At 57.6% G+C, this 23,274-nt stretch carries 22 protein-coding genes; 17 read left to right on the forward strand and 5 right to left on the reverse strand.

Going from position 1 to position 23,274, the window contains the following annotated elements; all coding sequences use genetic code 11:
* Positions 1-325 precede the first annotated feature (325 nt).
* The gene (locus ACYQ6M_RS28365; protein WP_460077127.1) at positions 326-1,021 is read right to left on the reverse strand and encodes a helix-turn-helix domain-containing protein; all 696 of its coding nucleotides are present in this window, start codon (positions 1,019-1,021) and stop codon (positions 326-328) included.
* A gap of 455 nt (positions 1,022-1,476) precedes the next feature.
* Here ACYQ6M_RS28365 and ACYQ6M_RS28370 point away from each other — a divergent pair, with 455 nt between their 5' ends.
* Genes ACYQ6M_RS28370 through ACYQ6M_RS28380 form a run of 3 tightly spaced genes read left to right on the forward strand, consistent with a single transcriptional unit; the run spans position 1,477 to position 5,919 of the window.
* Complete coding sequence (locus tag ACYQ6M_RS28370) at positions 1,477-2,172, forward strand: hypothetical protein (RefSeq protein ID WP_460077129.1); 696 nt, start codon at positions 1,477-1,479, stop codon at positions 2,170-2,172.
* Positions 2,169-4,166: an ATP-binding protein gene (locus ACYQ6M_RS28375; protein ID WP_460077130.1), complete on the forward strand. Its 1,998-nt coding sequence runs from the start codon at positions 2,169-2,171 to the stop codon at positions 4,164-4,166. Before ACYQ6M_RS28370 ends, ACYQ6M_RS28375 begins: the two co-directional genes overlap by 4 nt.
* A gap of 10 nt (positions 4,167-4,176) precedes the next feature.
* Entirely contained in the window at positions 4,177-5,919 is a 1,743-nt protein-coding gene (locus tag ACYQ6M_RS28380; RefSeq protein WP_460077132.1) for a hypothetical protein, read from the forward strand.
* Here the strand turns inward: ACYQ6M_RS28380 and ACYQ6M_RS28385 are convergent.
* Positions 5,895-8,858, reverse strand: a complete 2,964-nt coding sequence (locus tag ACYQ6M_RS28385; protein ID WP_208992308.1) for a Tn3 family transposase — start codon at positions 8,856-8,858, stop codon at positions 5,895-5,897. The genes ACYQ6M_RS28380 and ACYQ6M_RS28385 overlap by 25 nt on opposite strands.
* Before the next feature lie 129 nt (positions 8,859-8,987).
* Here ACYQ6M_RS28385 and ACYQ6M_RS28390 point away from each other — a divergent pair, with 129 nt between their 5' ends.
* On the forward strand, positions 8,988-9,587 hold the full coding sequence (locus ACYQ6M_RS28390) for a recombinase family protein (RefSeq protein ID WP_009452622.1): 600 nt from the start codon (positions 8,988-8,990) through the stop codon (positions 9,585-9,587).
* A gap of 142 nt (positions 9,588-9,729) precedes the next feature.
* Here ACYQ6M_RS28390 and ACYQ6M_RS28395 read toward each other — a convergent pair whose 3' ends face one another.
* From ACYQ6M_RS28395 to ACYQ6M_RS28405, 3 genes are all read right to left on the reverse strand, one after another.
* The gene (locus tag ACYQ6M_RS28395) at positions 9,730-10,134 is read right to left on the reverse strand and encodes a MerR family transcriptional regulator (protein ID WP_055661663.1); all 405 of its coding nucleotides are present in this window, start codon (positions 10,132-10,134) and stop codon (positions 9,730-9,732) included.
* 70 nt (positions 10,135-10,204) lie between these two features.
* Positions 10,205-10,864: a DsbA family protein gene (locus tag ACYQ6M_RS28400; protein ID WP_028793180.1), complete on the reverse strand. Its 660-nt coding sequence runs from the start codon at positions 10,862-10,864 to the stop codon at positions 10,205-10,207.
* Positions 10,861-11,337, reverse strand: a complete 477-nt coding sequence (locus ACYQ6M_RS28405) for a disulfide bond formation protein B (protein ID WP_009452625.1) — start codon at positions 11,335-11,337, stop codon at positions 10,861-10,863. Before ACYQ6M_RS28405 ends, ACYQ6M_RS28400 begins: the two co-directional genes overlap by 4 nt.
* Before the next feature lie 185 nt (positions 11,338-11,522).
* Between ACYQ6M_RS28405 and ACYQ6M_RS28410 the strand changes: the two genes are divergently transcribed.
* The 13 genes from ACYQ6M_RS28410 to ACYQ6M_RS28470 all read left to right on the forward strand — a co-directional run.
* Positions 11,523-13,655 (forward strand): heavy metal translocating P-type ATPase, encoded by a 2,133-nt coding sequence (locus tag ACYQ6M_RS28410; RefSeq protein WP_040673348.1) that lies wholly within the window; start codon positions 11,523-11,525, stop codon positions 13,653-13,655.
* A 66-nt stretch (positions 13,656-13,721) separates the two neighbouring features.
* Entirely contained in the window at positions 13,722-14,339 is a 618-nt protein-coding gene (locus ACYQ6M_RS28415) for a cation transporter (RefSeq protein WP_018065776.1), read from the forward strand.
* Positions 14,332-14,835: a copper chaperone PCu(A)C gene (locus ACYQ6M_RS28420; protein WP_009452628.1), complete on the forward strand. Its 504-nt coding sequence runs from the start codon at positions 14,332-14,334 to the stop codon at positions 14,833-14,835. Before ACYQ6M_RS28415 ends, ACYQ6M_RS28420 begins: the two co-directional genes overlap by 8 nt.
* Positions 14,832-15,452 carry an SCO family protein gene (locus tag ACYQ6M_RS28425; protein ID WP_009452629.1) on the forward strand — a complete coding sequence of 207 codons (621 nt, stop codon included), beginning with the start codon at positions 14,832-14,834 and terminating at the stop codon, positions 15,450-15,452. Before ACYQ6M_RS28420 ends, ACYQ6M_RS28425 begins: the two co-directional genes overlap by 4 nt.
* The gene (locus ACYQ6M_RS28430) at positions 15,452-16,195 is read left to right on the forward strand and encodes a cytochrome c biogenesis CcdA family protein (protein WP_009452630.1); all 744 of its coding nucleotides are present in this window, start codon (positions 15,452-15,454) and stop codon (positions 16,193-16,195) included. The genes ACYQ6M_RS28425 and ACYQ6M_RS28430 overlap by 1 nt, the downstream gene beginning before the upstream one ends.
* A gap of 25 nt (positions 16,196-16,220) precedes the next feature.
* Positions 16,221-16,685: a signal peptidase II gene (gene lspA, locus ACYQ6M_RS28435; RefSeq protein WP_009452631.1), complete on the forward strand. Its 465-nt coding sequence runs from the start codon at positions 16,221-16,223 to the stop codon at positions 16,683-16,685.
* Positions 16,682-17,794: a flavin-containing monooxygenase gene (locus ACYQ6M_RS28440; protein WP_075282879.1), complete on the forward strand. Its 1,113-nt coding sequence runs from the start codon at positions 16,682-16,684 to the stop codon at positions 17,792-17,794. The genes lspA and ACYQ6M_RS28440 overlap by 4 nt, the downstream gene beginning before the upstream one ends.
* Positions 17,795-19,827: 2,033 nt before the next feature.
* The gene (locus ACYQ6M_RS28445) at positions 19,828-20,073 is read left to right on the forward strand and encodes a hypothetical protein (RefSeq protein ID WP_460077139.1); all 246 of its coding nucleotides are present in this window, start codon (positions 19,828-19,830) and stop codon (positions 20,071-20,073) included.
* Complete coding sequence (locus ACYQ6M_RS28450; RefSeq protein ID WP_460077141.1) at positions 20,067-20,825, forward strand: nucleotide-binding protein; 759 nt, start codon at positions 20,067-20,069, stop codon at positions 20,823-20,825. The genes ACYQ6M_RS28445 and ACYQ6M_RS28450 overlap by 7 nt, the downstream gene beginning before the upstream one ends.
* A complete protein-coding gene (locus ACYQ6M_RS28455; protein ID WP_460077143.1) occupies positions 20,822-21,283 on the forward strand; it encodes a hypothetical protein in 462 nt (153 codons plus the stop codon). The genes ACYQ6M_RS28450 and ACYQ6M_RS28455 overlap by 4 nt, the downstream gene beginning before the upstream one ends.
* A gap of 13 nt (positions 21,284-21,296) precedes the next feature.
* Positions 21,297-21,635, forward strand: a complete 339-nt coding sequence (locus tag ACYQ6M_RS28460; RefSeq protein ID WP_460077144.1) for a TrbC/VirB2 family protein — start codon at positions 21,297-21,299, stop codon at positions 21,633-21,635.
* Between the two features lie 12 nt (positions 21,636-21,647).
* Positions 21,648-21,971: a hypothetical protein gene (locus ACYQ6M_RS28465; RefSeq protein ID WP_055661727.1), complete on the forward strand. Its 324-nt coding sequence runs from the start codon at positions 21,648-21,650 to the stop codon at positions 21,969-21,971.
* Positions 21,971-23,274: VirB4 family type IV secretion/conjugal transfer ATPase (locus tag ACYQ6M_RS28470; RefSeq protein WP_460077146.1), on the forward strand; the 1,304-nt coding region annotated here is incomplete at its 3' end. The genes ACYQ6M_RS28465 and ACYQ6M_RS28470, both read left to right, overlap by 1 nt.

A 23,274-nucleotide genomic window follows, 5' to 3' on the forward strand; every position in this document is an offset into this window, starting at 1 on the left:
CTTTTCTGTTCAAGGTTGCTGCCGCCAGTTCCACCTGACTGCGCACCGCCCTGTCATGAAACGGCTCTTATGGGCTGTGACCGGACTGGCGCCTAGTGTGCTCCCTTTGACGTTAGCTGACATTCGTCTGCCCTGAATGCGTCGACGCTTCCGGCCCGGAGCTGTCATTCAACACCTCCTAATTCAATGGCGACTTCGCGCCGCCAAATTGGACATAGAGACTGCATTTGCCAGTGCCGGAAAACGGACATTAGGTTGCAGTATGGCAATTCGTGGTTTCGTTACGCTCTGAAATCGCAAATTAAATCCCAAGAAAATTGCGGCTTCACGAAAGCCGACGCGGAACCATTATTTCCGTCAAAGCCTTCTCGAGGGGTACAACCGTTAGGTAGCTGACCGTGATAGCGATGGGCGTCTTGTCCGTCCAATTCCTGCCAACCATATTTGTTTCCCGAAAAGCGCTGTAACAAACGGCTCCTGATGTTTCCAATTGCTCCAGAAGTTCACCGAGCGATTGCTGATAGCTAAGCTTATCGGAGAAAGAGATATCGTCGCCGATATCACCGAGGTCACGCAGGAAGTCAAAGATATTCGCAGCGATTTCTTTCGCCTCCTCTTTAATCTCCTCGTCGGCATGAAAGAGGTAGGCGTTTCCTTCATAAGCTATGCGGGCCAGACCTTCACCTTTTTTCACCCGCACCACGCTGATACGCATATGGTCGGGGAATTGCTTTCGGTCCTCTTTGTCCTTCAACTTGTGCATGCCGTCAAAGAGAGCGTGGATGCCCTTAATGAACTCGGGGTCTTCGAACACATCCGGGTTGTCGTAGCCAAGGCCCCGGGCGAGGGCGCGCCGCGTGGTCTCGGTGACCGCTTGGCCAGCCTCGATCCGTTGTATGGTGCGCACAGTCAAGCCGGAGGCAGCTGCAAGCGCTTCCTGCGACCATTTCGAGGCCGCCCGGATACACTTGGTCCAGTACGCAAGAAATTTCGGGTCTTTGGTGTCAATTTCGGCAGTCATGCAATCCTCGTACTGAAGTTGGTTCGATAGCTGACCCTAAAAAATACCGCGGTACTAAGACACGTCAGAAGCCCGACAGAATGCCGTCAGTAGTTCACGGATAACCCGCTTCCGCCCACCCAATCGCTTATCCCAAGTATTCTCCTAGTGGCCAATGATGGTCAAAGGAAAACACAAAGCGAGAGCTCAGTATTTGCCGAAACCTCAGCCCAAATGGATGCCGGAAAATCCTCTCTCAACGCCATGCTGTTCAGGCGTTCACGACCTGTGCTTACCCTAACAACTAGGTGAGAGGCATGCCGCAGGCTCCCGGTCCACCAGCGTCTTACGATTTCTATTTCGGATTTGACGGTTTTACTGCGGGATAAGTTTGGTTGTGGTACTGGTGAAGTTTAGCGATATTGCTACCACTGATATGTCTGTGTCAGAGCATTTGAGAGGCGTAGCTGCCAGATATGAGCGTACTTGAGGATGATGCGGAGAAAGCTGTTTTGGCGGGGGCGGCTTCCCAACCAACTCCCGCAGGGTATCGATATCGCGACGCCTTGCGATTGCTTTTTATTTTGGTAGCTGGGGCCGAAGAAATCGAAAAACCCCTCGGCGATACCGTGAAAATATTCAGGGCTGAGAAGAGGCTTATGGCTATGGATTTTCTCGTCCGCTATCCCGACTATCTGGCTGACGCACTACTGGATGTAGTCGAAGCCGAAGCGGACGAGGAGTTGCTCGAGAAGGTCGAAGGCATTTTCGATGTAGATGAACCATCAGTCAGGCTCGTCCGCATGGTTCGGTGGATGCGGGGCGCTTACGAGAACATTGAGGATGCCTTGGCGTTGCTGAGTTACTACGGCCTCGTCCAACCGATGCAGCTGAAGGGCGAGGATGGCAGGGTACGGCGCTTTGAGTACTTGATCTCCGGAAAGGCCATCACTTTCCTAGACAAATGTGTCACCGACTATCCAGACTTGGCGTGGTATCGGGACCGGATGGCGCTGGTAATGCGGGTAGCTTCCGGCAAGAGCGGTTCAGAGCTCAAGGATTGGCAATACGAGCATCCCACCTACGGGCAGACACTTCATGGCGACCTTATCCCGAGCATCCGGGAAGAAGTCGAGAAACGTCTGCATAAGGTTTCGGAGAAGTTGAGATGAGCAAGTCCGTCCCTATTCAATCCACCGAGAGTGATTGGCTGAGCGCAATCGCGGAACGTTCCAAAGTTGAAGCGGGCCGCGTCAAATCCATCCTTAAAAAGTACAACATCCAACCGCAGATGACTCCACCCCGAGCGAAGTCTCTGCGGTTCAAGAGTATTCGTGTCGCGGGCATGCGCGCCGAAGCAGACCGCAACGGGCCGTTCGACAAGACGTGGGACAAGCTCGATAGCGGTTTATTTGCCGTGATGTCGGACCGTAATCTCCGTGGCAAGTCTTCAATTCTGAACCTGCTCTACGCTGCCTTAAGAGGCGATTTCCCTGGACGGGTCAAGGCTGACGTCTGGAAATGGCTAGAAATCGTCGACGTTAGATTTGAGATCGATGGCGTCCTCCACCGCATGGAATTGCGGAAGGATGCCGGAGTGGAGGATCCATTCGAGGCGACTGCCCGCATCAGCCGTTCGAGCGGTGACGAAGACTGGGTTGCACTATACGAAGGAGACGGCGGCGAAGCGCTGAAGTCGCAAACACAGCAACTGATGATGGCCGAACTGAATTTCCCGCTTATCTATGCACACAACTCCCGCACTGGTGGCCATTCTCACGGCTGGCCACTGATCTCGTCGGCATTATTTCTGTCGAGTTCCACAGACGCCAAGGCGCTGTTCGGCGATGTCATGACCGACGGGATCCCCTTGCGGCTTTTGCAACTGTTCATCGGATTGCCATGGGTCTCAACCTACAGCGCAGTCCTCACGGCGCAAAAGGAAGTCGAAGAATCCCGGTCCTCCCGTCCAGATCGGTCTGCGTTTAACGAGGAGTTGGCCAAACGCTTGGAGGCGGTGGAAAGCAAGTTGGAATCGGCGAGGACAAGTACCGCGAGTGTTGATGACCGTGCAGGCAAGCGGGCTGAACTGAGCCAACTAGACGAACGGATGGTCAAGTTACGTGAAGAAGAAGAAGCCACACGCCTGGCTTTCGAAGCGGCCGACTCGTCTTTGAGGAAGATTGCGGAAAGCTTTGACGCTGCTCGGCGCAGGGTCAAACAATTGGAGGACGAGCAGTCAGCCGGTTATTCCTTTCGAAAACTCAGTCCGTCATGCTGCCCAGCCTGCGAGGCTTCGTATAAGGACGTCGTGGCTACTGCCGAGTCATCAACAGACGACGGCGCGTGTCTCCTTTGCAAGAACGAGATCCCTAACCACGCGGACGATTTTGAGGATGATCGTATTCAGTTGGCAAAAGATGAGGTTGACGCACTCGATACCTCGCTGAAAGTGGCTAGGGACAAGCAAAAGTCGACGGAGAAATCGGCGAAAGACGCTGTAATCGATCTGCGGAAAGCGAGGGACAGGGTTTCCGCGCTACAGCTGGAGCTTGCAGTCAAGGTGCCAGACCAAGAGGTGCAGGTCGTCCAACTCGAAGCACAGGCAGCCCAACTTCGTGAACTGATGAGCGATAGAACGAAATCGACTGGCCCAGACGGTGATACCGAAGAAGCGCTGAACGTGCTTCGTAAAGCTACAGAGGTCACGAAGGAATTGATGACCGAGAAGCAATCCGAAGTTCTGAACCAGGTCGCGCAGTCGGTGATGGAACTCACCCGCAAGTTTGGCATGGTCAACGTTACCGATATGCAATTGGATAATGGCGGCCGCCTCAAGGTAAAGCAGGGTGGCGCAACTGAATGGTTCAGCAACCTGACAATGGGAGAGCGGTTGCGCGTCAAGATTGCGGTGGCGCTGGCTGCGGTGGAGGTCGCAAGGAACAGGGGCCATGGCCGCCACCCCGGTCTGATGATGATCGACTCGCCAGCATCCGAGGAAGTGGTGAACACTGACTTTGAAGCGATGCTGGACAGCGTTTCCTCGACGGCCTCGGAAATGGGTGACGTGCAGATAGTCATAGGGACGACAGCCCGTCCTGCCGTTGAGGCCGTTGTGCCAATCGAGCATCGGCTACAGGCTAAAGGTGACGACTTCGTTTTTTAGCCGGTGGGACATGGAATACCTTATCAAATTGCTGCGAGCCGAAGGTAGGGCATGCATTGACCCAGGCTCCATTCCGGCAGACCAACTGCTTTATGCAGTTCGTGACTTGCCGTCAGGTGCAGAGCGGGCCGATGGTTTTTGCTGGCTGACAGGTTGGATATCGGAGGCTTCAGTCCAGTCCGTGCTGGTGGAAATGTTGGCTTGGACGGATGACGCGCCGGGATTGGCGGCGATGGTCGATGTCTTGGAAAGAATTGAGCTTCCAATCGAATTTACCAGATCCGCTTGGAATAGCCTGCGTTCCCATTTCGAAGACCCGCGCAATCACCCGTGGGGACGCTCTCATGCCCTGAGGGGGGCGATGCTGCTCGCTCAGGGAAATCCGGTACTCATAAAGAGGCTACAAGCCAGCATCCTCGATGTGCCTCTGGATGATGATCCGCAATTTCTCCGGCACGTTGCCAAAGTGGCTGGCGCTATTTTCCGTCGCTATCCAGATCCGGATTTCCGCTTGCTTCTTGAGCAGCTGGCTATGCTGGATAGCTCGGCGGACGAGGCATCGATGGAAATCGGGTTGGCTGAGCTAAGAAACGGGCTTAAAGCGCCTACAGAAGAGACGCTCTGGTCTGCACTTACCTCTGCTCGGAATTGGTTCGAGCGATCCCTCAGCAAGAGCGAGCGTCGCCTGGACGCCAAGCTTTACGGATTGTGCACGGACTTCCTATTGACAGTGCGAGATGATGGGCTCCGAGCCGAGCTCAAAGATCGCCTTCCCGAACTGGAAACCGCCGCCGTCGAGTATACGGCGCTCGCGCTGACCCGTCACACATCACATTCCTGGCTGGCGGTGTCTTCAAAGGAAAGGTTCCATTGGCTTTCCATGGCGACGAAATTGGCCGCGCTGGCGCACTCCCTGACTAAGGAAGTCTGGTTGGACGTTGCACGCGTGATCGAAGACGAGTTGCTGTCGGTTTTCTACCCCAGCAGCGAAGTTTTCGGTGTACCGTCCGCTCCTGGTCTCGACGCTTCGTTACAAGAGGCTACCATCCGCGGGCTGCAAGAACGGAGGTACTACCTGCAAGCGCTGGACGAATGGTTGGAGGTCAATGCGGATAATGGGAAAGCCGGAGCTGTAGTCGAACTGCGAAAGACCATAAAACGGGCGATGGAAAGCACGATCTATCGTCACCCTTTCGAAGCCACGACCACTAGCCGGCTGGTCGAGGTACTCAAGGATGCCGGCTTCAGCGAAGCGGTGGCTCAGATGGGTGTTTCGGAACTCCGCATACGTTCCGACGCCAACGATCTGGTCGCCGACCTCTGGCAAAATATCATCGACCAGTTCTCTGATCAGGTTGACTATTCCAGATTTCCTGCTGCGAGAATGCTTGTCGAGTCACTGGTCAGCCTCTTGCTGAAGTTCTTGGATGCCCGATCAAACATCGGGGTTAGCTCTGATCCAGCAGCTTCCTACTTGTTCAAGCGAAGCGGCGAGCTCCCGAAAGAACATGACCTACAATTAGATTTTCTGAAATTCCTCCAAACTTCAGGAATGTCGACCTTCCAAGCCGAGGCCCGCGATCGCGGTGGCGGTCGCGCCGATATCGACGTGCAGTTTCGAGGCGTGAGGACGATCGTCGAGGTCAAAAAAGACGACAATGTTCCCCACAATGAAGCCTTAGCAAATCGCTATGCAGGACAGGCCACTGGCTATCTGGCCTCTGTGCATTATCGGGACATAGATTCACGGTAGCTATCGGGGATTCGAAGGGGCATGAGTCCGTCGGCATCGAGTTCAATGCCGTCTGACCAGACATAATCGCCGGTGAGGTTGATCCGGTCCCAGCCCAAAGGTGAAAGCTGCGAGAGTAGAGCGGGATCAATTTTCACTCCGCGACTTCCAAGTTCACTCACGGCGCGGTCGAGATAGCGGCAGTTGAACAGGATGATTGCGGCGGTGACGAGATTGAGTGCTGCCGCTCGCATTTGCTGATTTTCGATACCGCGATCCCGGAAGCGGCCGAGCCGGTGGAACGCAACCGCGCGCGCCAGACTGTTTCGCGCTTCGCCCTTATTGAGTTCACTCGTGACAAGCTGGCGAAGCGCCGGATCCTTGAACCATCGCAATGTGAAGAGTGTGCGCTCGATACGGCCGACCTCGCGAAGGGCAGCGGCAAGGCTGTTTTGTTGCCGGTAGGCTGAGAGCTTTTTCAGGATCAGCGATGGGGTGATGGTTCGGTCGCGCATCGCCCTAATGACGCGATGAATGTCGGGCCAGTGATTGACGATCAGATCGCGGTTGAGCCTGTTCCCGAACAGCGGCGCGAGGCGTCCGTAACGCTTGGGCGGCTCGAAGGAATAGAGGCGGCGATCGGAGAGGCGCGGAATACGTGGCTCAAAATCAAGCCCGAGCAGGTCCATGACCGCAAACACGATATCGGAGACGCCGCCGCCATCGACGTGCAGCGCGGAAAGGTTGGCGTTGCTTTCGTGGCCGAGAATGCCGTCGAGGGCATGGATCGCTTCGCCGGCAGTGCCCGCGATCACGGTTTGATGGAGCGGTGCGTAGCGGTCGGTGATGGTGGTGTAGATTTTGACGATCGGGTCGCGGCCGTAATGCGCGTTGACCTGACCGCCAGCCTCCCCGGCGCCACCAAGATAATAAGCCTGCCCATCGGCAGAGGCGCGCCAGCCCTCACCGAACCAGGCCGCCATTGGTTCGGCCTGTATGGCGTCGGTCAGACAGCCGAGCGCGGCGCGAAACGTCTCTTCACGCATGTGCCACGTCTGCATGCGCAGGAGCGTGCGCCGCGATGCCACGCCGCAGACCTCAGCCATCCGTGACAGGCCGAGGTTCGTCGCTTCCGCAATCATAGCTGCGAGAAAGGATCGTTCATCGCTGGGCGGCAACCCGGTCGAGACATGACCGAAATGGCTGGTGAAACCGGTCCAACGTTCGACCTGAGACAAAACATCGGTGATGCGCGTCGTCGGCACGAGATTGTAGCAGGTCCGGACGAACTGTCTGCCATCGTCGCGTTCGGCAAGATCGGTTTTCGGCTCTTTCGGAAACCGCAGTCGGTCACCGGAAAACAGCGCGGGATCGCCGCTGGTCAGCCCCCCTGATACCTTGAGCAGCGCAGTATCCAGTTCGGCCGCGCGGGCATCGAGCCACACATGAGGATCAGGAATATCGGAGACCTGTGCCGGGACCGGATCCGTACTCGGTGAAAGCAGCGTTTCCAGAGAGCGGTGCAGTCGGGAGGTTGGCACCCAGATGTCGCCCGCCGCCAGTGCTCCAGCCAACGCGGAATAGGTCGCCAGCTCCCAATGGGTTCGGTCGATCTTGTCGTCCGTGACGACATAGCGCTGCCATCGCCGCTCGATATGCCCGAGCGGCAAGCCATCAGGGAGCGCCGTGCGCCAGTCGCCATCGAGTTCGGCCAGGATCGCCATCGCTGCACGGAGCGGCGCGGTACCCTTGCGACCCTCGAACGTGAACGCTTTCAGGAAGCGCGGCCCCGCCCGCTTGAACGTCCGATATTCTGGCCCGATTTCACTGATGGCATTATCTCGTCCCGGCCTCGTGGTTCGCCGGAGAAGAGCAGCGTCGGCATCGATCGTATCGAGCGAGGCGACCGCTGCGACCGCTGCTGCAATATCGCCGCCGGCGCGTGCGGCTTTGCTGACCGCCTCAAGCACGTCGGCGACACGGATTAATCGGTCGCGGCCCTGGTCGGCAGAAGCGGCAACCGTCTGTTCAAGGCGTTTGCGGGCACGCAGATGCGCTCGCCCGATGAGCGAGTCGAACATACCGATAGCTGTGTCAGTCAGCGTGGCCTCAAACTCGCGCAGCGTCGCCACAAGAATAACATGCCGCCGCGCCGACCCCATCTGCTGGAATGCCTGCGCGGTGTAGCGGACCCCTTCGCGCGCAAATTGCTCCATTCGGGGTTCGTATCGTCTATCGATGGCGGGCGTCCTGATGCCGCGAACCAGTGCGATCTTGTCAAGAATACCGACGAGCGAGGCAGAGGCGACGCGCGGGGTGGGTTCCCGTAGCCAGGAAAATCGGCTTTGCCTATCGTGCGTTTTCTCGGCGATAAGCGCGTCAAGTCGGCTATGGGTGGCCGGATCGAGACGATTGTCGATGTCGGCGATGATCCGGTTTTCGGCCGCGTGCATCGCTTCGGCGGCCATGCGCTCGACCACGGTGATTCCGGAAATGACTATCTTACGGAAGCGCAGTTCGTCGAGGAAGTTGCCCAACAAGACGCGTCCGTTGGTCAGGCCGACAGCTTCGGCTTCCAGCCACGCTCGAAGCGTTGCGCGCATCGGCTTGGTGAGGTCGGTGAACCCGAAACGCGCCTTGATCGCGAGAAGCTGATCGTAGCGTGTGGGCGTCCGTCGTGCGAAACCGCCGATCACTTCTGCATCGATCCCGATCTGCTCAGCGATATGGTCGAGCATGACAGCGGGCAGCAATTCGCCGCGTCGGAGATGCCTCCCCGGATAACGCAGACAGCAAAGCTGCAAAGCATAGCCAAGCCGGGTCTCAGGCGTGCGGGCGCTGTTGATGGCAGCTAGGTCGTTTACGTCCAGACTGTGATGGCGGACGACCGTCGTCTCGTCTTCGGGCAGCGCCAACAAAGCGTCGCGCTGAGGGCCGGTCATGTAAATGCGTGCTGGCATCGGTTATCCCTTTCAAAAATCACTTGCCTTTTGATACAGTTTTGCAAGAGGATTGTGAAAGGCATTGAGCCTTGATTTGCGGTCATGGTCATCCTGCTTCCGTAGACGGCCGTTTGTGAAAGGATCGAATTGAGCACCGCACCTTATTTGATCGGCTATGCTCGCGTGTCGAAGGGGGACGACCAGTCGAACGCAGCACAGTTGCGCGCGCTGACGGCAGCAGGTTGTAAACGCGTCTTCGAAGAATCCGCCAGCGGCGGGCGATGGGACCGGCCGAGGCTCCAGGAGATGATCGGCCAGCTACGGGATGGCGATGTCGTTGTTGTCTGGAAGCTCGACCGGCTTTCGCGAAGCCTGAAAGACCTGCTGCACTTGATGGAAAAGATCGAAGCGGCGGGGGCCGGCTTCCGGTCGCTGACCGAAGCGATCGACACGACGACACCGGCAGGCCGCATGATGATGCAGATGGTCGGCTCATTCGCCGAGTTCGAGCGCGCCATGATCCGCGAGCGGACTAGCGCAGGGCTAGCGCAGGCGCGGTTGGAAGGGCGGCTCGGTGGTCGGCGGCGCAAACTTGACGATAAGAAACGGCGTGAGATCGCCGAATCCGTTGTTGCGGGGCGCAAGTCCGGCGCCGAGATGGCGCGGCTCTATGACGTGAGCGAGCCAACCGTCTCAAGAATCGTTGCCGAATATCGTCAGCGGGAAGCCCATGAGGCCTTGGCATGACTTGGATCCGATGACCTCCATGGGGTGGAAAGCGGAAAGGCCGCTTTCAGCAGCCAACCCTTCCAAGCGGAAGATGTCGAACGACCTACCAATTGCAGTCGATCAAGACATGGATCGTCGGCAAAGCTGCATGGACCTCCGATCATTTCGGCGACAGGGTTTCAATGATCCGGCAATCGTCGACGATGCCGCACTCGCACTGGTCGATCATTCTGTCGAGTTCGGCCTTGAGCGCCATGAGATCAGTGATCTTCTTTTCGACCTTTGCACGATGTTCGCTAGCGATGGCATCAACTGCTGCGCAGGATTGTCCGCGATTGTCGGATAGCGTGAGAAGCGCTCTGATCTGGTCGAGCGAGAAGCCCAGGTCACGTGCCCGGCGGATAAAGCTCAGCCGGTTCAGATGGTCTGGCTCGTACGCCCGATAATTGCCTTCGGTACGCGAGGGCTCGGGCAGTAGACCGTTCTTCTCGTAAAAGCGGATCGTTTCGACCTTGGTACCGGTTTGCCTTGCAAGATGACCGATCGTCAGAATTGAAGAGTTCATTTTATGACCCTATAGCGTATACAGGGTCATGTAGGTTCTATTTGGACGTTTGTCGATCTCGATGGCTCGCCTAGTGCGCCGCTCTGGCGCTCTCCACCTCTTCACGCACCAGGTCGTGGAGTTGCTGCGGTCCGAAGGATTCCAGCGGCCTGCCATTCACGAAAAAGGTCGGTGTCTGGCGCACATTATTGCTCTGAACATCGGCCATATCCTGCTCAAGAACGGCGTCAATCTCGGCCGAGGACATCTCACGCCGTGCCTGCTCAACATCCAACCCAGCCGCCGCCACGATTTCCCAGGCTTTCTCGAGATCGGGTGCACCATGCACGGCCCATTCCGGCTGTCGCGCCAGCAGGGCTTCCAGTATCGGTTCGTATCTGTCCTGAAGACGGGCTGTTTCCAGAATCCTGACGGCTTCGTCAGATCCGTCATGGAAGGGCGCGTATCGGATGACCAGGCGCGTCTCGGCAGGGAAATTCGCCATGATCTGCTTAACGGCTGGATAGAAAGCTCGGCACGCCTCGCAGGACGGATCAAAGAATTCCACGATCGTCACCGGCGCATCCGCTGGGCCGATTACGGGTGAATGCGCCCTGACCAACGCATCACCTTGCGCCGGTGCAACGGGCTGTGCCGAGAGGCCGCCGTACCGGTCGTAGATAAAGGCACCGCCTGCAAAGACAATCAGTGCGACAAGGCCAGTGAGAAGTACGATGGACCGTCTGGTCATGTTGAACGTCTCCGGTGCGCGAGAACGAGAAGAAGAGCGATGCTCCCAAAGGCGGCGAGCGATAGGTAAGGGAGCGGCAAAATGCCAAGGACCGTCATCTCGACGCCAGAACATGACGGGCCGTCTTGTGTACAAGGCTCGATGGCTGCTGGAAGGATCCTCGCATAAAGGAGGGAGTGGAATGCAGCGATGGCGGCACCTAGGGCAGCCAGTGGAAGTCCGTACCGGGAAACGCTGGCATCACCTCGAAAGCTAGCGACAGCCAGAATGACCGCCAGCGGAAACATGAAAGCGCGCTGATGCCAGCACAGATTGCACGGCGTCTGTCCCATGACCTCACCAATGAAGAGAGCGCTGAGCGAGGCGGCAAGCGCAATGAGCCATGCCGAGAAGACGAACGCCCAGGTATTTGCAGTCGTGCCCGCCCCGGTGGTCATAGCACTCCCTTTCGCCATCGTTTCGCTTCGCTCCATTTACCTTTGCATTCAACTATTTCTGCACCCTGTACCCACTACAGGGTCAAGGCTCCTTAATGAAGTTGTACCGCGAATTTGCACGTGGATCGCAGCGCGAAATCAAATAAACGAAGTCCACTCTTGACCCTATAGTTGCTACAGGGTCTATCTGCGGTGTCACATTAAACCATCGAGGTGACACCATGGCGGCAGCGAGCCCTTACAGACTGCGTATAGAAGGCATGGACTGCGCCTCGTGCGCATTGAAAATCGAGACGGCGATGCAACGCCTGCCGGGCGTTAGCGACATCAATGTCAGCTACGCCAACGAGACGCTAGCATTGCAACTCGATGAAGACCGGACGGCCCTCGGCACTATTGAGCAAAAGATCCGAGCGCTCGGGTACACGCCAGTGATCGAGCAGGCTGAGACGAAGGGGGGGCCGCCTCGGAAGCGCATCACAGAGGCGTGGTGGAAAGGCAGCAAGGGTCGGCTTGTACTGCTGACCGGCGCACTGTTCATGCTTGCCTTCGCCATTGCGCGTATCCTGCCGGATTGGGAGCAATGGCTCTATTCAGGTGCGGCCCTGATCAGCGTTATCCCGTTCGCGCGGCGGGCGGTCGCCGGTGCGATGTCCGGCTCACCCTTCACCATCGAGACGTTGATGACGGTCGCGGCACTCGGCGCGGTCGCCATCGGCGAGGCCGAAGAAGCTGCTGTCGTGATCTTCCTGTTCGCAGTGGGCGAGCTGCTTGAAACCGTGGCGGCAGGCCGTGCGCGGGCAGGCATTGAAGCGCTGATCGATCTCGTGCCCCGGGTCGCGTTCCGCGAGCGTGATGGTGTCATTGAGCAGGTCGCTGCCGAAGAGTTGGCTATTGGTGATGTCGTCGTTGTTCGGCCTGGGGACCGTGTGCCGTCTGACGGCACGGTGATTGATGGTGCATCTGAGGTCGATGAGGCGCCCGTGACAGGCGAATCCATGCCCGTGCTTAAAGAAGCCGGCGCAAACGTCTATGCCGGCAGCATCAATGCAAATGGCGAGTTGCGAGTGTCGATCAGTCATGTCGCGGCCGACAATACCATTGCCCGCATCATCCACATGGTCGAGGAAGCTCAGGAATCAAAGGCCCCGACGGCGCGTATGATCGACCGTTTCAGCCGCTGGTATACGCCTGGCGCTATGGTCGTCGCGGCTCTGATCGTCGTGGTGCCGCCGCTCGCCTTCGGCGGTGACTGGATGACATGGGTATATCGGGGTCTTGCGACGTTGCTGATTGCTTGCCCCTGCGCGCTCGTGATTTCCACGCCGGCGGCTATTGCCTCGGGTCTTGCCGCCGGCGCGCGTCAGGGATTGCTGATTAAGGGGGGCGCGGCACTGGAAATACTCGGTAAGGTCGTAACTGTTGCCTTCGACAAGACAGGAACGCTGACGCGTGGCCATCCCCAGGTGACGGACATTGTGCCGATCAATGGGGACGAGAACGCCGTCCTTGCCATTGCAGCGGCCGTCGAGCGCAGCACCAGCCATCCTCTCGGGGTTGCAATCGTGGAGGCGGCAAAAGTGCGGGGGCTCGAACTGCCCGTCACCTTCGGGGGCGGCGTTGCCACACCCGGCAAAGCGGTCACAGCGCGGTTGAAGGACGGCTTCGCTTCGGTCGGGTCTCCCCGTCATGCCGCCGAACAGGCTGCCCTCGAAGAGAACATTGCCGAGACGATCACCACACTGGAGAGCCAGGGCAAGACGGTCGTCGTGCTTATAAAGGGCAAGACCATCGAGGGATTGATCGCGTTGCGCGACGAACCGCGCGACGACGCTATCGAAGGTGTGAAGCGGCTGACAGATCGAGGTGTGCGGCCACTGATGCTGACCGGCGACAACAAGCGCACGGCCGACGCCATTGCGGCCCATCTTGGCCTTGAGGCAAGCGCCGAATTGTTGCCCGACGCCAAGCTCGCCGAGATCGGTCGCCTCAAAGCTAATGGCCCGATCGCCATGGTGGGAGACGGTATCAATGACGCGCCGGCGCTCGCAGCCGCTTCCGTTGGCGTTGCCATGGGTGCAGGCACCGACGTTGCTCTGGAGACCGCAGATGCCGCGCTGCTCAGAAACCGGGTGACGGGTGTTGCCGATCTCATCGGGTTGTCACAGGCGACACTCGGCAATATTTGGCAAAATATCGCCATAGCGCTTGGTCTGAAGGCCGTCTTCCTCGTGACGACTCTATTCGGCATTACCACGCTCTGGATGGCGATTCTCGCCGATACGGGCGCTACGGTCCTCGTTACAGCCAATGCGCTGCGCCTGCTGACCTGGCGCGGCACCCGCGACAAATGAGCCCAAGCAGTGCGCGAAGGCAGGTCGCGGCTTCCACTTCTCGCCAAGAAAGCCGAGGTGTAATTTATGAGTAATCAGTCCAAGGGCAGTGCCACTTCATCCGAGAAGAGCGAACAATGGGCGCTCGCATGGGTGCTTGCGATCAATACGGCCCAGGCAGCCATTGTGGGGGGATTAGGGTGGTGGGCTCAGTCAACAGGATTGATGGGCTCTGCACTCGATAATCTTGGCGATGCCGGTGTCTACGCTATTAGCCTTTTCGTCGTAGGTCGCGGTTTGGCGGCGAAGGTTCGAGTTGCCCGGCTGTCGGGTATCCTTCTGATGGTTTTCGCTGGTCTTCTTCTATTTGAAGTCGGTCGTCGCTTCTTCACTGGCTCCGATCCGATAGGGCCGGTCATGATTGCCGTGGCAATCGCGAGCGCGCTTACGAATATGATCTGCATGTGGTTCCTGAATTCTCATCGGGAAGGCGGCGTGCATCTGCAAGCCTCATGGATTTTCACGACAAACGACATGCTCGTGAACTCAGCCATCGCGCTTTCGGGTCTGGCCGTAATCCTTTTCAATTCGCCCTACCCGGATCTGATCATCGGCCTGGGCGTGGTTGTTGTCGTTGTCAGAAGCGGCTTGGAAATTCTTGAAAAGGCCGGGGAAGCTGGAGAGAAAGTTAATCAACATGATTAGTTCACGAGCCCTATCCGCCGCCTTCCTTACCCTTGCGGTATTGATCTCTCCTGCCGTTGGTCACGACTTCCAAGCCGGTTCGATCACCATCAATCATCCGTGGTCGCGCGCGACTCCGCCGGTCGCGCCGGTAGCCGGCGGCTATCTGACGCTAACGAACGATGGCGGTATGGCCGACCGTCTGGTTTCGATCTCATCACCTCTGTCAGAACGGGCGGAAATCCACGAGTCGACCGTGATCGACGGGGTTGCCAGCATGAGGCCGGTGCAAAATGGCATCGAAATCGGGGCTGGCAAGACGGTCGAACTTCAACCTGGCGGTATACACATCATGTTTTTGAAGCCATCGCGTCCTTTGAAGGAAGGGGAGCGGTTTGCCGCAACACTGGTGTTCGAGCAGGCCGGTACCATCGACGTTGAGTTCGCTGTGCAGAACATGGGTGCTCGTCCGGAATTTGCGAACGAACATGACGGGCACGGAGAGGCTGTCCAATGAGCGGCGTCAAACTTTTCCGTCTTGTTGCATGGGTTGCCGTCGCCGCTGTCGGTGGGCTTTTCATCGGCTTGTCAGTGTCCAAGCCTTGGCAGCAGCAAAATGCGGCGGTCGCGTCTTCGACAGGCATCGCAGCTATCGGCGGCCCGTTCCAGCTCACATCGCATCAAGGCGGGACGATCGACAATGCCGCGCTTGCTGGAAAGCCTTATCTCGCCTTCTTCGGCTTCACCCATTGTCCCGATGTGTGTCCGACGACGCTCTACGAACTCAGCGATCTCATGAACGAGCTCGGGCCGGTGGCCGACCAGTTCAACGTACTGTTCTTCACCGTCGATCCCGAACGAGACAGCCAAGAGCTGCTGGCTCAATACATGACAGCCTTTGATGATCGCATCCTCGCATTGCGGGGAAATCGACAGGAAACGGACGCCGTGGTGAAGGCCTTTGCGGCCTACGCGCGAAAAGTGCCTCTGGAGGGGGGCGAATACACGATGGATCACACCGCAGGCGTCTACATGATGGATGCCGAGAGCCAATTCGTCGGCACGCTCGACATGCACGAGCCGCGTGAGATTCGCTTGCAGAAGCTCCGCCGTCTAGTGGGCGAGATTGGCTGATGGAGTTCTCCAGTATCGGAATGGCGACGGCTTTCGCCGCTGGCGTTATATCCTTCCTGTCGCCCTGCGTTCTGCCGCTGGTGCCGGGCTATATTTCCTACGTTGCAGGCCGCACGATTAGCCCGGACGGAATTGCGGCCGATACAGAATTCAGGGCAGCGGGCCGAACTCTCGGCCTCAGCCTCTGCTTCGTGCTCGGCTTCACGACCGTGTTTGTCATCCTTGGGGCCAGCGCCACCGTGTTGAGCCGGCTCTTGCGCATGTATCTTTTCGAAGCGAACCTGATTGGCGGAGGGATCGTTATCGTCTTCGGCCTATTCACGACCGGCCTCGTACCAATGCCCTGGCTCAATCGTGAAGCCCGGTTCCATGCCAATCCGGGCAGCGGAAGCGCTGGGGCCGCTTATCTCCTGGGTCTCGCTTTTGCGTTCGGCTGGACTCCCTGCATCGGACCAGTGCTAGGTGCGATTCTGACCCTCTCCGCTGCCAACGCCACGGTTGCAAGCGGAACGACGCTGCTCGCCGTCTATTCCCTGGGCCTTGGCCTCCCTTTCATCTTGGCGGCTTTATTCATGCGCGGGTTCATGGCGCGGATGATGTCGATGCGCCGCACCGGCCGGGTGCTCAAAATCGTCGCTGGTGGGGTGATGGTGGTGATGGGCATCGCCATGATCACCGGCCATCTCTCTAGCTTTGCAATATGGCTGCTCCAGACGTTCCCGGCCCTCGGTCGGATCGGCTAAGCCGGAGTTTAAAGGACATTCGGACATGCTCAGGCTCGGCCTTCCACTCGCCCTTGGCGGGTTTTTCATTGATCAGGCGACGAAGTGGTGGGTCATGGACCATGTTATGAATCCACCTCAGGTCATTCCCGTCACCGGCTTCTTTAATCTCGTGCTCGGCTTTAACACCGGCGTGAGCTTCGGATTGTTCGGCCAGGCGCCGGTTTGGCTCCTGATGGCGTTCCCGCTCGCTATAGTCGCCGGCCTCCTTATCTGGATCCATCGAAGCGACAGCCGCCTGACGGCATCCGCCCTCGGGCTCGTGGTTGGGGGGGCGCTCGGCAATCTGCTCGACCGGCTCCGGCAGGGTGCCGTGACGGATTTCCTGGATTTTTACATCGGCAGCTATCATTGGCCCGCCTTCAATCTTGCCGACGTGGCGATTGTCTGTGGGGTAGGGCTTTTGCTGATGGAGAGCATTCTGGTAAAAGGCAAAGCAAAGGCTGCATGAACAGAAGCCCTCGCCAGCTATCCGTGAGCCATGGTTCGGAGGAAATAGACGTTCTAGTGATCGGCGCGGGTCAAGCGGGACTCGCAGCCGGCTATTATCTTGCCCGACCAGAGCTTTCATTCCAAATCGTCGATCGCCATGCCCGCGTCGGCGACAGTTGGCGCCATCGCTACGATTCCCTGACCCTGTTCACTCCGCGCGCATTTAGTTCGCTGCCTGGTCTTGCGCTCGATGGGGACCCAGAAGGCTATCCAACGCGAGACGAGTTTGCGAATTATCTCGAAACCTACGCCAGCCATTTCGACCTACCGGTGCATTCCGGAAATGGTGTGGCTCGGCTCGAACGCCGGGCCGATGAGCGGTTCGCCGCGCAACTCGACGATGGCAGGTACATAGTAGCGAAGGCAGTGATCGTCGCGACGGGTGCGTTTCAGAAACCGATAATCCCAACGATTGCTGCCGGCTTCGACAGCGCAGTCAAGCAACTAACACCGGAAAGTTATCACAATCCCAGTGATCTCCCGATTGGCATGGTCCTTATTGTCGGAGATGGAGCAAGCGGACGCGACATCGCAGCCGAGCTGGCTTTGACCCATGAAGTGGTGCTTGCGGCTGGACGCAGCCGCCGTCTGTTTCCCGAGCGCATTCTGGGCCAGAGTACATGGTGGTGGCTGCACACATTGGGCTTGATGAGAGCAAGGCCCGAATCGACGATAGGACGCGTGATGCGGCGCGCGGACCCCTTTCCTGACAGGGATCGGAGCCTTGACGACTTGGAACGAAGGGGCGTAGCCGTCGCGAAACGCTTAGTCTCTTCACAAGACCGCCTCGCATTCTTTGCCGATGGATCGAAACGGGTGATCGATTCCGTCATCTGGTGCATCGGATATCGAGACGATAGCGCATGGCTCCAGATTCCAGGCAGTACCCGTTCCAACGGAAGCATTCTGCAAGAAGGCAGCCTTTCTCCCGTACCGGGCCTTTTTCATCTAGGACGTCCGTGGCAGCGAAATCGTGCTTCAGCCTTCGTGATGGGCGCTGGTGAAGATGCTTCCGCAGTTGTCGCCGCATGCGCGAAATTCTGCTCCGGTCGCGACGTGCCGGTATGATAGGTCGCGGTGACGTCGGCCACCTGCAGCGTCTGGTTTCAGAAGCAATGACCTGCCTCAGGGACGTCCCGGATGGCGTCGCTTGTTGCCCGACCGCGTTGGTACCGTCCAGCAGGTTCCTACCGTGAATCTATGTCCCAATAATGCACAGGGGCCTATCTGACGACTGGCGTTCGCTTTGGGTTTCTCCTTGTTCTCGATCGCACTGACAGGAAGGGGCACCAGCAGCACATCTCGGAACGGATTAGTGTCGAGCGGAAGACGCCAACCGGCTCCGACACTGAGTACCTGATTGTCGTTGCCCGAGTGCAAGCTCTCCGGAAGACGCCACACGAACTAATGTGACCTAAGCCAACCTACATGGGCATCTTTTCTCAAACAAAACGGCAGCAATGCAAATTTCAATACTAAAAGCCGACAGTCCGTTCCCGGCCCCCCTTCCGGTCATTCGTTCCGACCGCAGCGAACGACTGCTCCCCGCCCATCCGTTGAATTTGCGGCATTTCGAATGAGTGCCGGCTATTTGGGATGTGGTCTCAGTTTGTCGAATGCCTGACTGCGCGTGCCTGACCGACCGGCTGCTCAACTCGGAACCAAGTCGCCTGAAGTTGTGGCGTTTCAAAGGTCCGTGCACGCCGGAGCAGCTAAATAATAGCGCTGGCGTTGATGGATGGTTTTCAGAAACGGCTTTTAGACATAGAACAAAACAAGAACAATTTGCCCCGACCACACAATGGCCCCTATCGACATGGAAACCATCGCAGACATAAAACAAAGCGGACGGTGGCTCATTGTGCAGTGCCGTTCTTGCGGGCGCTCGATACAATTTCCGCCGGCGTGTTTTCCATCCAAGCTGGTCACGGATCTGCCGGTCAGCCTGGCAGCGGCCTATTTCCGATGCTCCCGTTGCCACAGCAAACAGCTCGAAAGTTTGTCGCTCGACCGTGACACGATGAACAATCACCGGACACCTGGCAGTGATCGCTGACCTTCGTTGTCGGCCGGACTAAAAGTGGCGCTCCGAAACCCTCCCTTTCCCCGCCGTCGATTCAACCAAGGGTTCATTTCTGGTTTTTCGAATTGCGGCGCGTCGAGCCTTGCTGAACTCGCGCCAACTTCAGGATTCAAGATTCGTGCGTTTGTCAATATCCTAACGTCGGGTGTCTTGGGCGTTCGCATTTCTAGTATTTATGCGCACTTTCTACTGTTATCCCCGTTTATAGCCCTTTAACGGCTGATAAGGCCGAAAAATATAATAAAATCAGATGAGTAATGATCCTTCATTTTCCGGTTTCACACATTGAAAGGTGTTTTTTTGTCACCTTGAGGGATGGTTTCTCTTAAAATCTATTATTTTCTCGTACGGACTTTCAAATTCCAACTAAATACAGCAAAGACCAATAGCGCCTTTTATTACGTGTTTATACGGTTTAACGAACCGAAGGGTGGGACGGCAAGATAGAGGAAGTGGTACCACTTCCTAAGGAGCTTCTTGCATGTCGATCCTTCGGAACTCATTCGAATCTCTGGCTTATTCGCACAAGTGCTCAACGTTTCCGCTGATACGCAGCGGTATTAAGGTTCTGTTGACCGCAAAAATACGAAGTGTGGAAAAATCGCGGTGAGCAGTATTTAAAAGGATATACAAGCCCAATCATAGGCTGTAGAAATGGACCTGTTAGCGGCTCGGACGATCTAAACGCCAATAAAGATCGCCCGAGCCTAGCGAACACCAAACCGTAACTTTGATGCTCGCATAGGGGGTACCAACACTCACCGTACTGTTAGTATTGGTCGCATTTCTTGCGCCGTCTACGCGGCGTAGCCGTACGTGAATCGCGGTTATCAGTGCGACCAATACAGCATCTTATCCACATTCAATAGTCAATATCAGAAGGGCGCTCTGCTTCGCGGGGCGTAGTAATCGCATGTCGTCTGAGAAATCACGACGGGCGCCGAGGGGACAATCGCGCCTTGAGTTCAGGTCCAAGAAAGAAACAATCGCCGCAACCGCGAAGGAATGCCCGAACCTTTTGCAGTTGTGGAAGCGTCTCAAGGGCGAAGGTGTAGTCACCATCGGCTATTCCACTTTCTGCAATGTCTATCGCGAAGCCTTTCCCCAGGAATACGCGGCCATGCGATCCGCTCGCAAGCAGGACGAGACGGCGCCGCCCGCGCAGGCACAGCCGCAGCCACAGGCCAAGGCCCGTAAGCCGCTCCCGGAAATCAGCAAGTTTACCGTTCCGACCGGCTCTGATGCAGTGAGGGACCAGTGGTGAAGACTGTTCATATCGTCATGCAGGGCAAGGGCGGCGCAGGCAAAAGCCTCACGTCTTCAATGCTGGTGCAATATCTGCGTTACGCAGATCATAACGTCCAGGCCATCGACCTCGACCCGACCACGCCCACGCTTTCTGCCATCAAGGGGCTGAAAGCAGTGCCGATCCCGATTATGGACGGCGACGACATCAACCCGCGCCTTTTCGATCATCTGATGACGCGGATTTTCGAAAGCGAGGGCGACACGCACACTGTCATTGACACCGGCACCTCTTCTTTCATTGCCACCTGTTCGTACCTTGCTGAGAACAATGCGTTTGAGTTGCTGCAAGGGTTTGATGTTCGTGTCTTCATTCATTGCCCGATCTGCGGCGGTGCGGCCCTGGATGACACATTCAATAGCCTGCTTGCCATTCTCGATCATTTCCCGGGCGTGCCGGTAGTCGTCTGGCTTAACGAGTTTTTTGGACCGGTTGCCAGCGCTGGCCGAACCTTCGAAGACAGCAAGCTCTACCAGGAAAACGCCGACCGAATTGCGGCTGTGATGTGCCACCCCAAGGTCCAGCCGGGGACTTTCGGCGAAGATATCCGGGCCATGATGGGCGCGAAGCTGACCTTCGAAGAAGCGATGCAGTCGAGCGATTTCAACGTGATGTCCCGCCAGCGGCTCAAAATCTACTGGACCAAGGCGATTGAGCGCCTGGACAGCGCGAGCTTCCTTGAAACAGCACCGCAGGAGGCCGCCGAATGAGCGCCGCAGCGGCTCAGAAGGTTGACGCTGTTTCCGTCGAACAGTGGAAACAGATGACGCTCGATGAGGCCATTGAGGCAGCCCATCGGGAAACCGGGATTTCCTTCCAGAAGGACGATCCGGTGCTTGCCGTGGTCGCGATCCTGAACGCCTTCGGCGAACGTCTCAAGGCCCTCATGGAAGATGAGCGCAATCGCGTTTCGCTCCAATTCAAGAACGACGTGTCCGGGGTAAATGAAGCTATCGACCACAAGGTCGATGACGTTGCCTCGACCATCCAGAAACTTGCCGGTTCTCTCGGCAACGAGAGCATCCAGACGGTGATTTCCGCCGTCGCACAACACGCCGTGGAGAGCGACAAGATACGCCGCGCGATCCGCTGGAACTTCATGGCCTGCGCATCGCTGGCCACCTTCAACTGGCTGGCCGTCGCCACCTTCTATCTCATCCTGAAATAAGGGGTTTTTGAAAATGAACATCCTGAAGAGACTCGGACTCTGCCCGCAATCTCCCGTAAAGGTAGATTTCGAGAAAGTTGCAATCAAAGCGATTGCATCCGCCTCGATGCTGTTTCCAGCGCGTGCGTTGGCACAGGACTGGTCCGCTCCTGCGACCAGCATGCTGCAATCCCTGGAAAGCGGGTTGGTCAGTGTTGCCGCGCCCGTCATCGGTGTGGGCGTCATCATCTATGGCATCTGGGCCATGGTCACCGGCCGCATCGACATCATGCGGCTTGCTCAGCTCGTCGGAGCCGGAGCGCTCGTGATCTTCGGCCCGACCGCGCTTCGCGCCCTTCTCTCGGCAGCTTGAGGAGGGGCAGCCATGAAAGCGCAAAGCCCTATCGCACTCCACATTCAGGAGCCGATGAAGATCCTCGGCATGCCCCCGCTCCATGCTGCCCTGGTGATGATCGGCGAACTTCTACTCGCAACCACTGGCGGGTTCCTGGCCGGGAATGCGGCGGGCTTTGCGCTTGTCGTCCTGACGACACCGCCAGCCATCGCGTGGATCATTCTGCTTCGCCGGCGAGAGCCGCACTGTGAATCTCTGCTGCTGCATCCGGCCACGTTCTTCCAGGCGAAGAAGGTCCGCCGCCTGATCGCCGGTTTTCCGCTCAAAACCTCCAAAAAGAAGGCTGCACAATAATGCTGCTTGGCACCTTTTTGACAGGCGCCGCCGCCGTTGGCGCTGCCGCTCTGGTGAGTTCCAGAGGCCGCAAGTACCTGCTTGGCGAAGTCGAGCAGGACTGGCTTGCGAACGAACTGGAATTTGACCAGTTGCTTGCCGACAATCAGACCGTCTCTCTCAAAGACGGTTCTTTCGTCCGCGTCTTTTCCCTGTCCGGCCTCTCCTATGAGACACGCAACATCAGCGAGCAGGAAGCGCTTGCAAGGGGCCGCGCCAGCACGTTCCATCAGTTCTTGAGCGCCGGTTCATCGCTGCGTGTGTTTGGCATCAAGCGCCGCCGCGATGTGAGCTTCCAGGCTGACTGGCCGTCCGTGACCTTGAAGCAAGTCGGCGAAGCCGAACAGCGGCTTTACCAGAACGCCTATTCGCTTGTCTGGTATCTGGTTCTCACAACGAAAACCTCCGCGGAACTGGAAAAGACGTCTCGTGGCCTGTTGAGCGGGTTCACGGATTATAACATCCGGCCGGTTCCTGCCGCCAAGGAGCACAATCAACCGTGCGAGCTGACACGTGTTCTGAATTATCTGGTCTGCGGTGAGCTGAAACCCGAGATTGCGCGTCTTAGCGCCGGGATCAGCGCCAACCTGCCCGCCTCTGACATTCACGTATCGACAGACGGCGCGATTGATACGTTTACGCCGCACCAGACGCTCAACCGCGTGATTGCCGTTCGCGGCTGGCCGGAAACGGTGTCCGGAATGCTGGTGTCCCGTCTGCTGGCACTCAGCGGTGAGCTGGAAGTCTGCCAGATCGTCAAGCCGCTCGACAGCACCAAGCAAATCGCCCTCTTCACGCGTCAAATCACCGAGCAGAAGCACAACTATTTCGGGACCGGGGCTGTCCTGGCCGAGCTGGAAGCGGTCAACGAAGACCTCTTGAACAACTCTCAGCAGCTTCAGGAAACGCAATTCCAGATCACCGTGCGGGCTCGCAATGAGGCCGAGCTGACCTCCCTCATCGATCAGGTTACGTCCCTCCTCGATAATGCACGGATCCGTTATTGCTGCGAGACAGTCGGCGCGGCAACCGCATGGTTCAACCGCATGCCCGGCCGGGACAAGCTGCTGCGGCCACTCAAGATCACTGAGGGCAATGTCGCGGCCCTGTGGCCGTTCCAGTTCTCGCCGATCGGTCTGTGGTCCAGCCCGTTCGGCGACCGCCCGGTGCGTCTGTTCAAGACCCCCACGGGCCAGAACTACGCCTTCCAGTTCCATGTTTCTGACAAGCCGCAATCGCCGGGCAACTACCTCATGTTCGCCCC

The organism is Roseibium sp. ROS1, from assembly GCF_054658215.1.

What these genes read in the sequence shown, in the direction of transcription:
- ACYQ6M_RS28365 (WP_460077127.1), bottom strand. Translation starts at nt 1,021, where the DNA reads ATGACTGCCGAAATTGACACCAAAGACCCGAAATTTCTTGCGTACTGG.
- ACYQ6M_RS28370 (WP_460077129.1), top strand. Translation starts at nt 1,477, where the DNA reads ATGAGCGTACTTGAGGATGATGCGGAGAAAGCTGTTTTGGCGGGGGCG.
- ACYQ6M_RS28375 (WP_460077130.1), top strand. Translation starts at nt 2,169, where the DNA reads ATGAGCAAGTCCGTCCCTATTCAATCCACCGAGAGTGATTGGCTGAGC.
- ACYQ6M_RS28380 (WP_460077132.1), top strand. Translation starts at nt 4,177, where the DNA reads ATGGAATACCTTATCAAATTGCTGCGAGCCGAAGGTAGGGCATGCATT.
- ACYQ6M_RS28385 (WP_208992308.1), bottom strand. Translation starts at nt 8,858, where the DNA reads ATGCCAGCACGCATTTACATGACCGGCCCTCAGCGCGACGCTTTGTTG.
- ACYQ6M_RS28395 (WP_055661663.1), bottom strand. Translation starts at nt 10,134, where the DNA reads ATGAACTCTTCAATTCTGACGATCGGTCATCTTGCAAGGCAAACCGGT.
- ACYQ6M_RS28400 (WP_028793180.1), bottom strand. Translation starts at nt 10,864, where the DNA reads ATGACCAGACGGTCCATCGTACTTCTCACTGGCCTTGTCGCACTGATT.
- ACYQ6M_RS28405 (WP_009452625.1), bottom strand. Translation starts at nt 11,337, where the DNA reads ATGGAGCGAAGCGAAACGATGGCGAAAGGGAGTGCTATGACCACCGGG.
- ACYQ6M_RS28410 (WP_040673348.1), top strand. Translation starts at nt 11,523, where the DNA reads ATGGCGGCAGCGAGCCCTTACAGACTGCGTATAGAAGGCATGGACTGC.
- ACYQ6M_RS28415 (WP_018065776.1), top strand. Translation starts at nt 13,722, where the DNA reads ATGAGTAATCAGTCCAAGGGCAGTGCCACTTCATCCGAGAAGAGCGAA.
- ACYQ6M_RS28420 (WP_009452628.1), top strand. Translation starts at nt 14,332, where the DNA reads ATGATTAGTTCACGAGCCCTATCCGCCGCCTTCCTTACCCTTGCGGTA.
- ACYQ6M_RS28425 (WP_009452629.1), top strand. Translation starts at nt 14,832, where the DNA reads ATGAGCGGCGTCAAACTTTTCCGTCTTGTTGCATGGGTTGCCGTCGCC.
- ACYQ6M_RS28430 (WP_009452630.1), top strand. Translation starts at nt 15,452, where the DNA reads ATGGAGTTCTCCAGTATCGGAATGGCGACGGCTTTCGCCGCTGGCGTT.
- lspA (WP_009452631.1), top strand. Translation starts at nt 16,221, where the DNA reads ATGCTCAGGCTCGGCCTTCCACTCGCCCTTGGCGGGTTTTTCATTGAT.
- ACYQ6M_RS28440 (WP_075282879.1), top strand. Translation starts at nt 16,682, where the DNA reads ATGAACAGAAGCCCTCGCCAGCTATCCGTGAGCCATGGTTCGGAGGAA.
- ACYQ6M_RS28455 (WP_460077143.1), top strand. Translation starts at nt 20,822, where the DNA reads ATGAGCGCCGCAGCGGCTCAGAAGGTTGACGCTGTTTCCGTCGAACAG.
- ACYQ6M_RS28460 (WP_460077144.1), top strand. Translation starts at nt 21,297, where the DNA reads ATGAACATCCTGAAGAGACTCGGACTCTGCCCGCAATCTCCCGTAAAG.
- ACYQ6M_RS28465 (WP_055661727.1), top strand. Translation starts at nt 21,648, where the DNA reads ATGAAAGCGCAAAGCCCTATCGCACTCCACATTCAGGAGCCGATGAAG.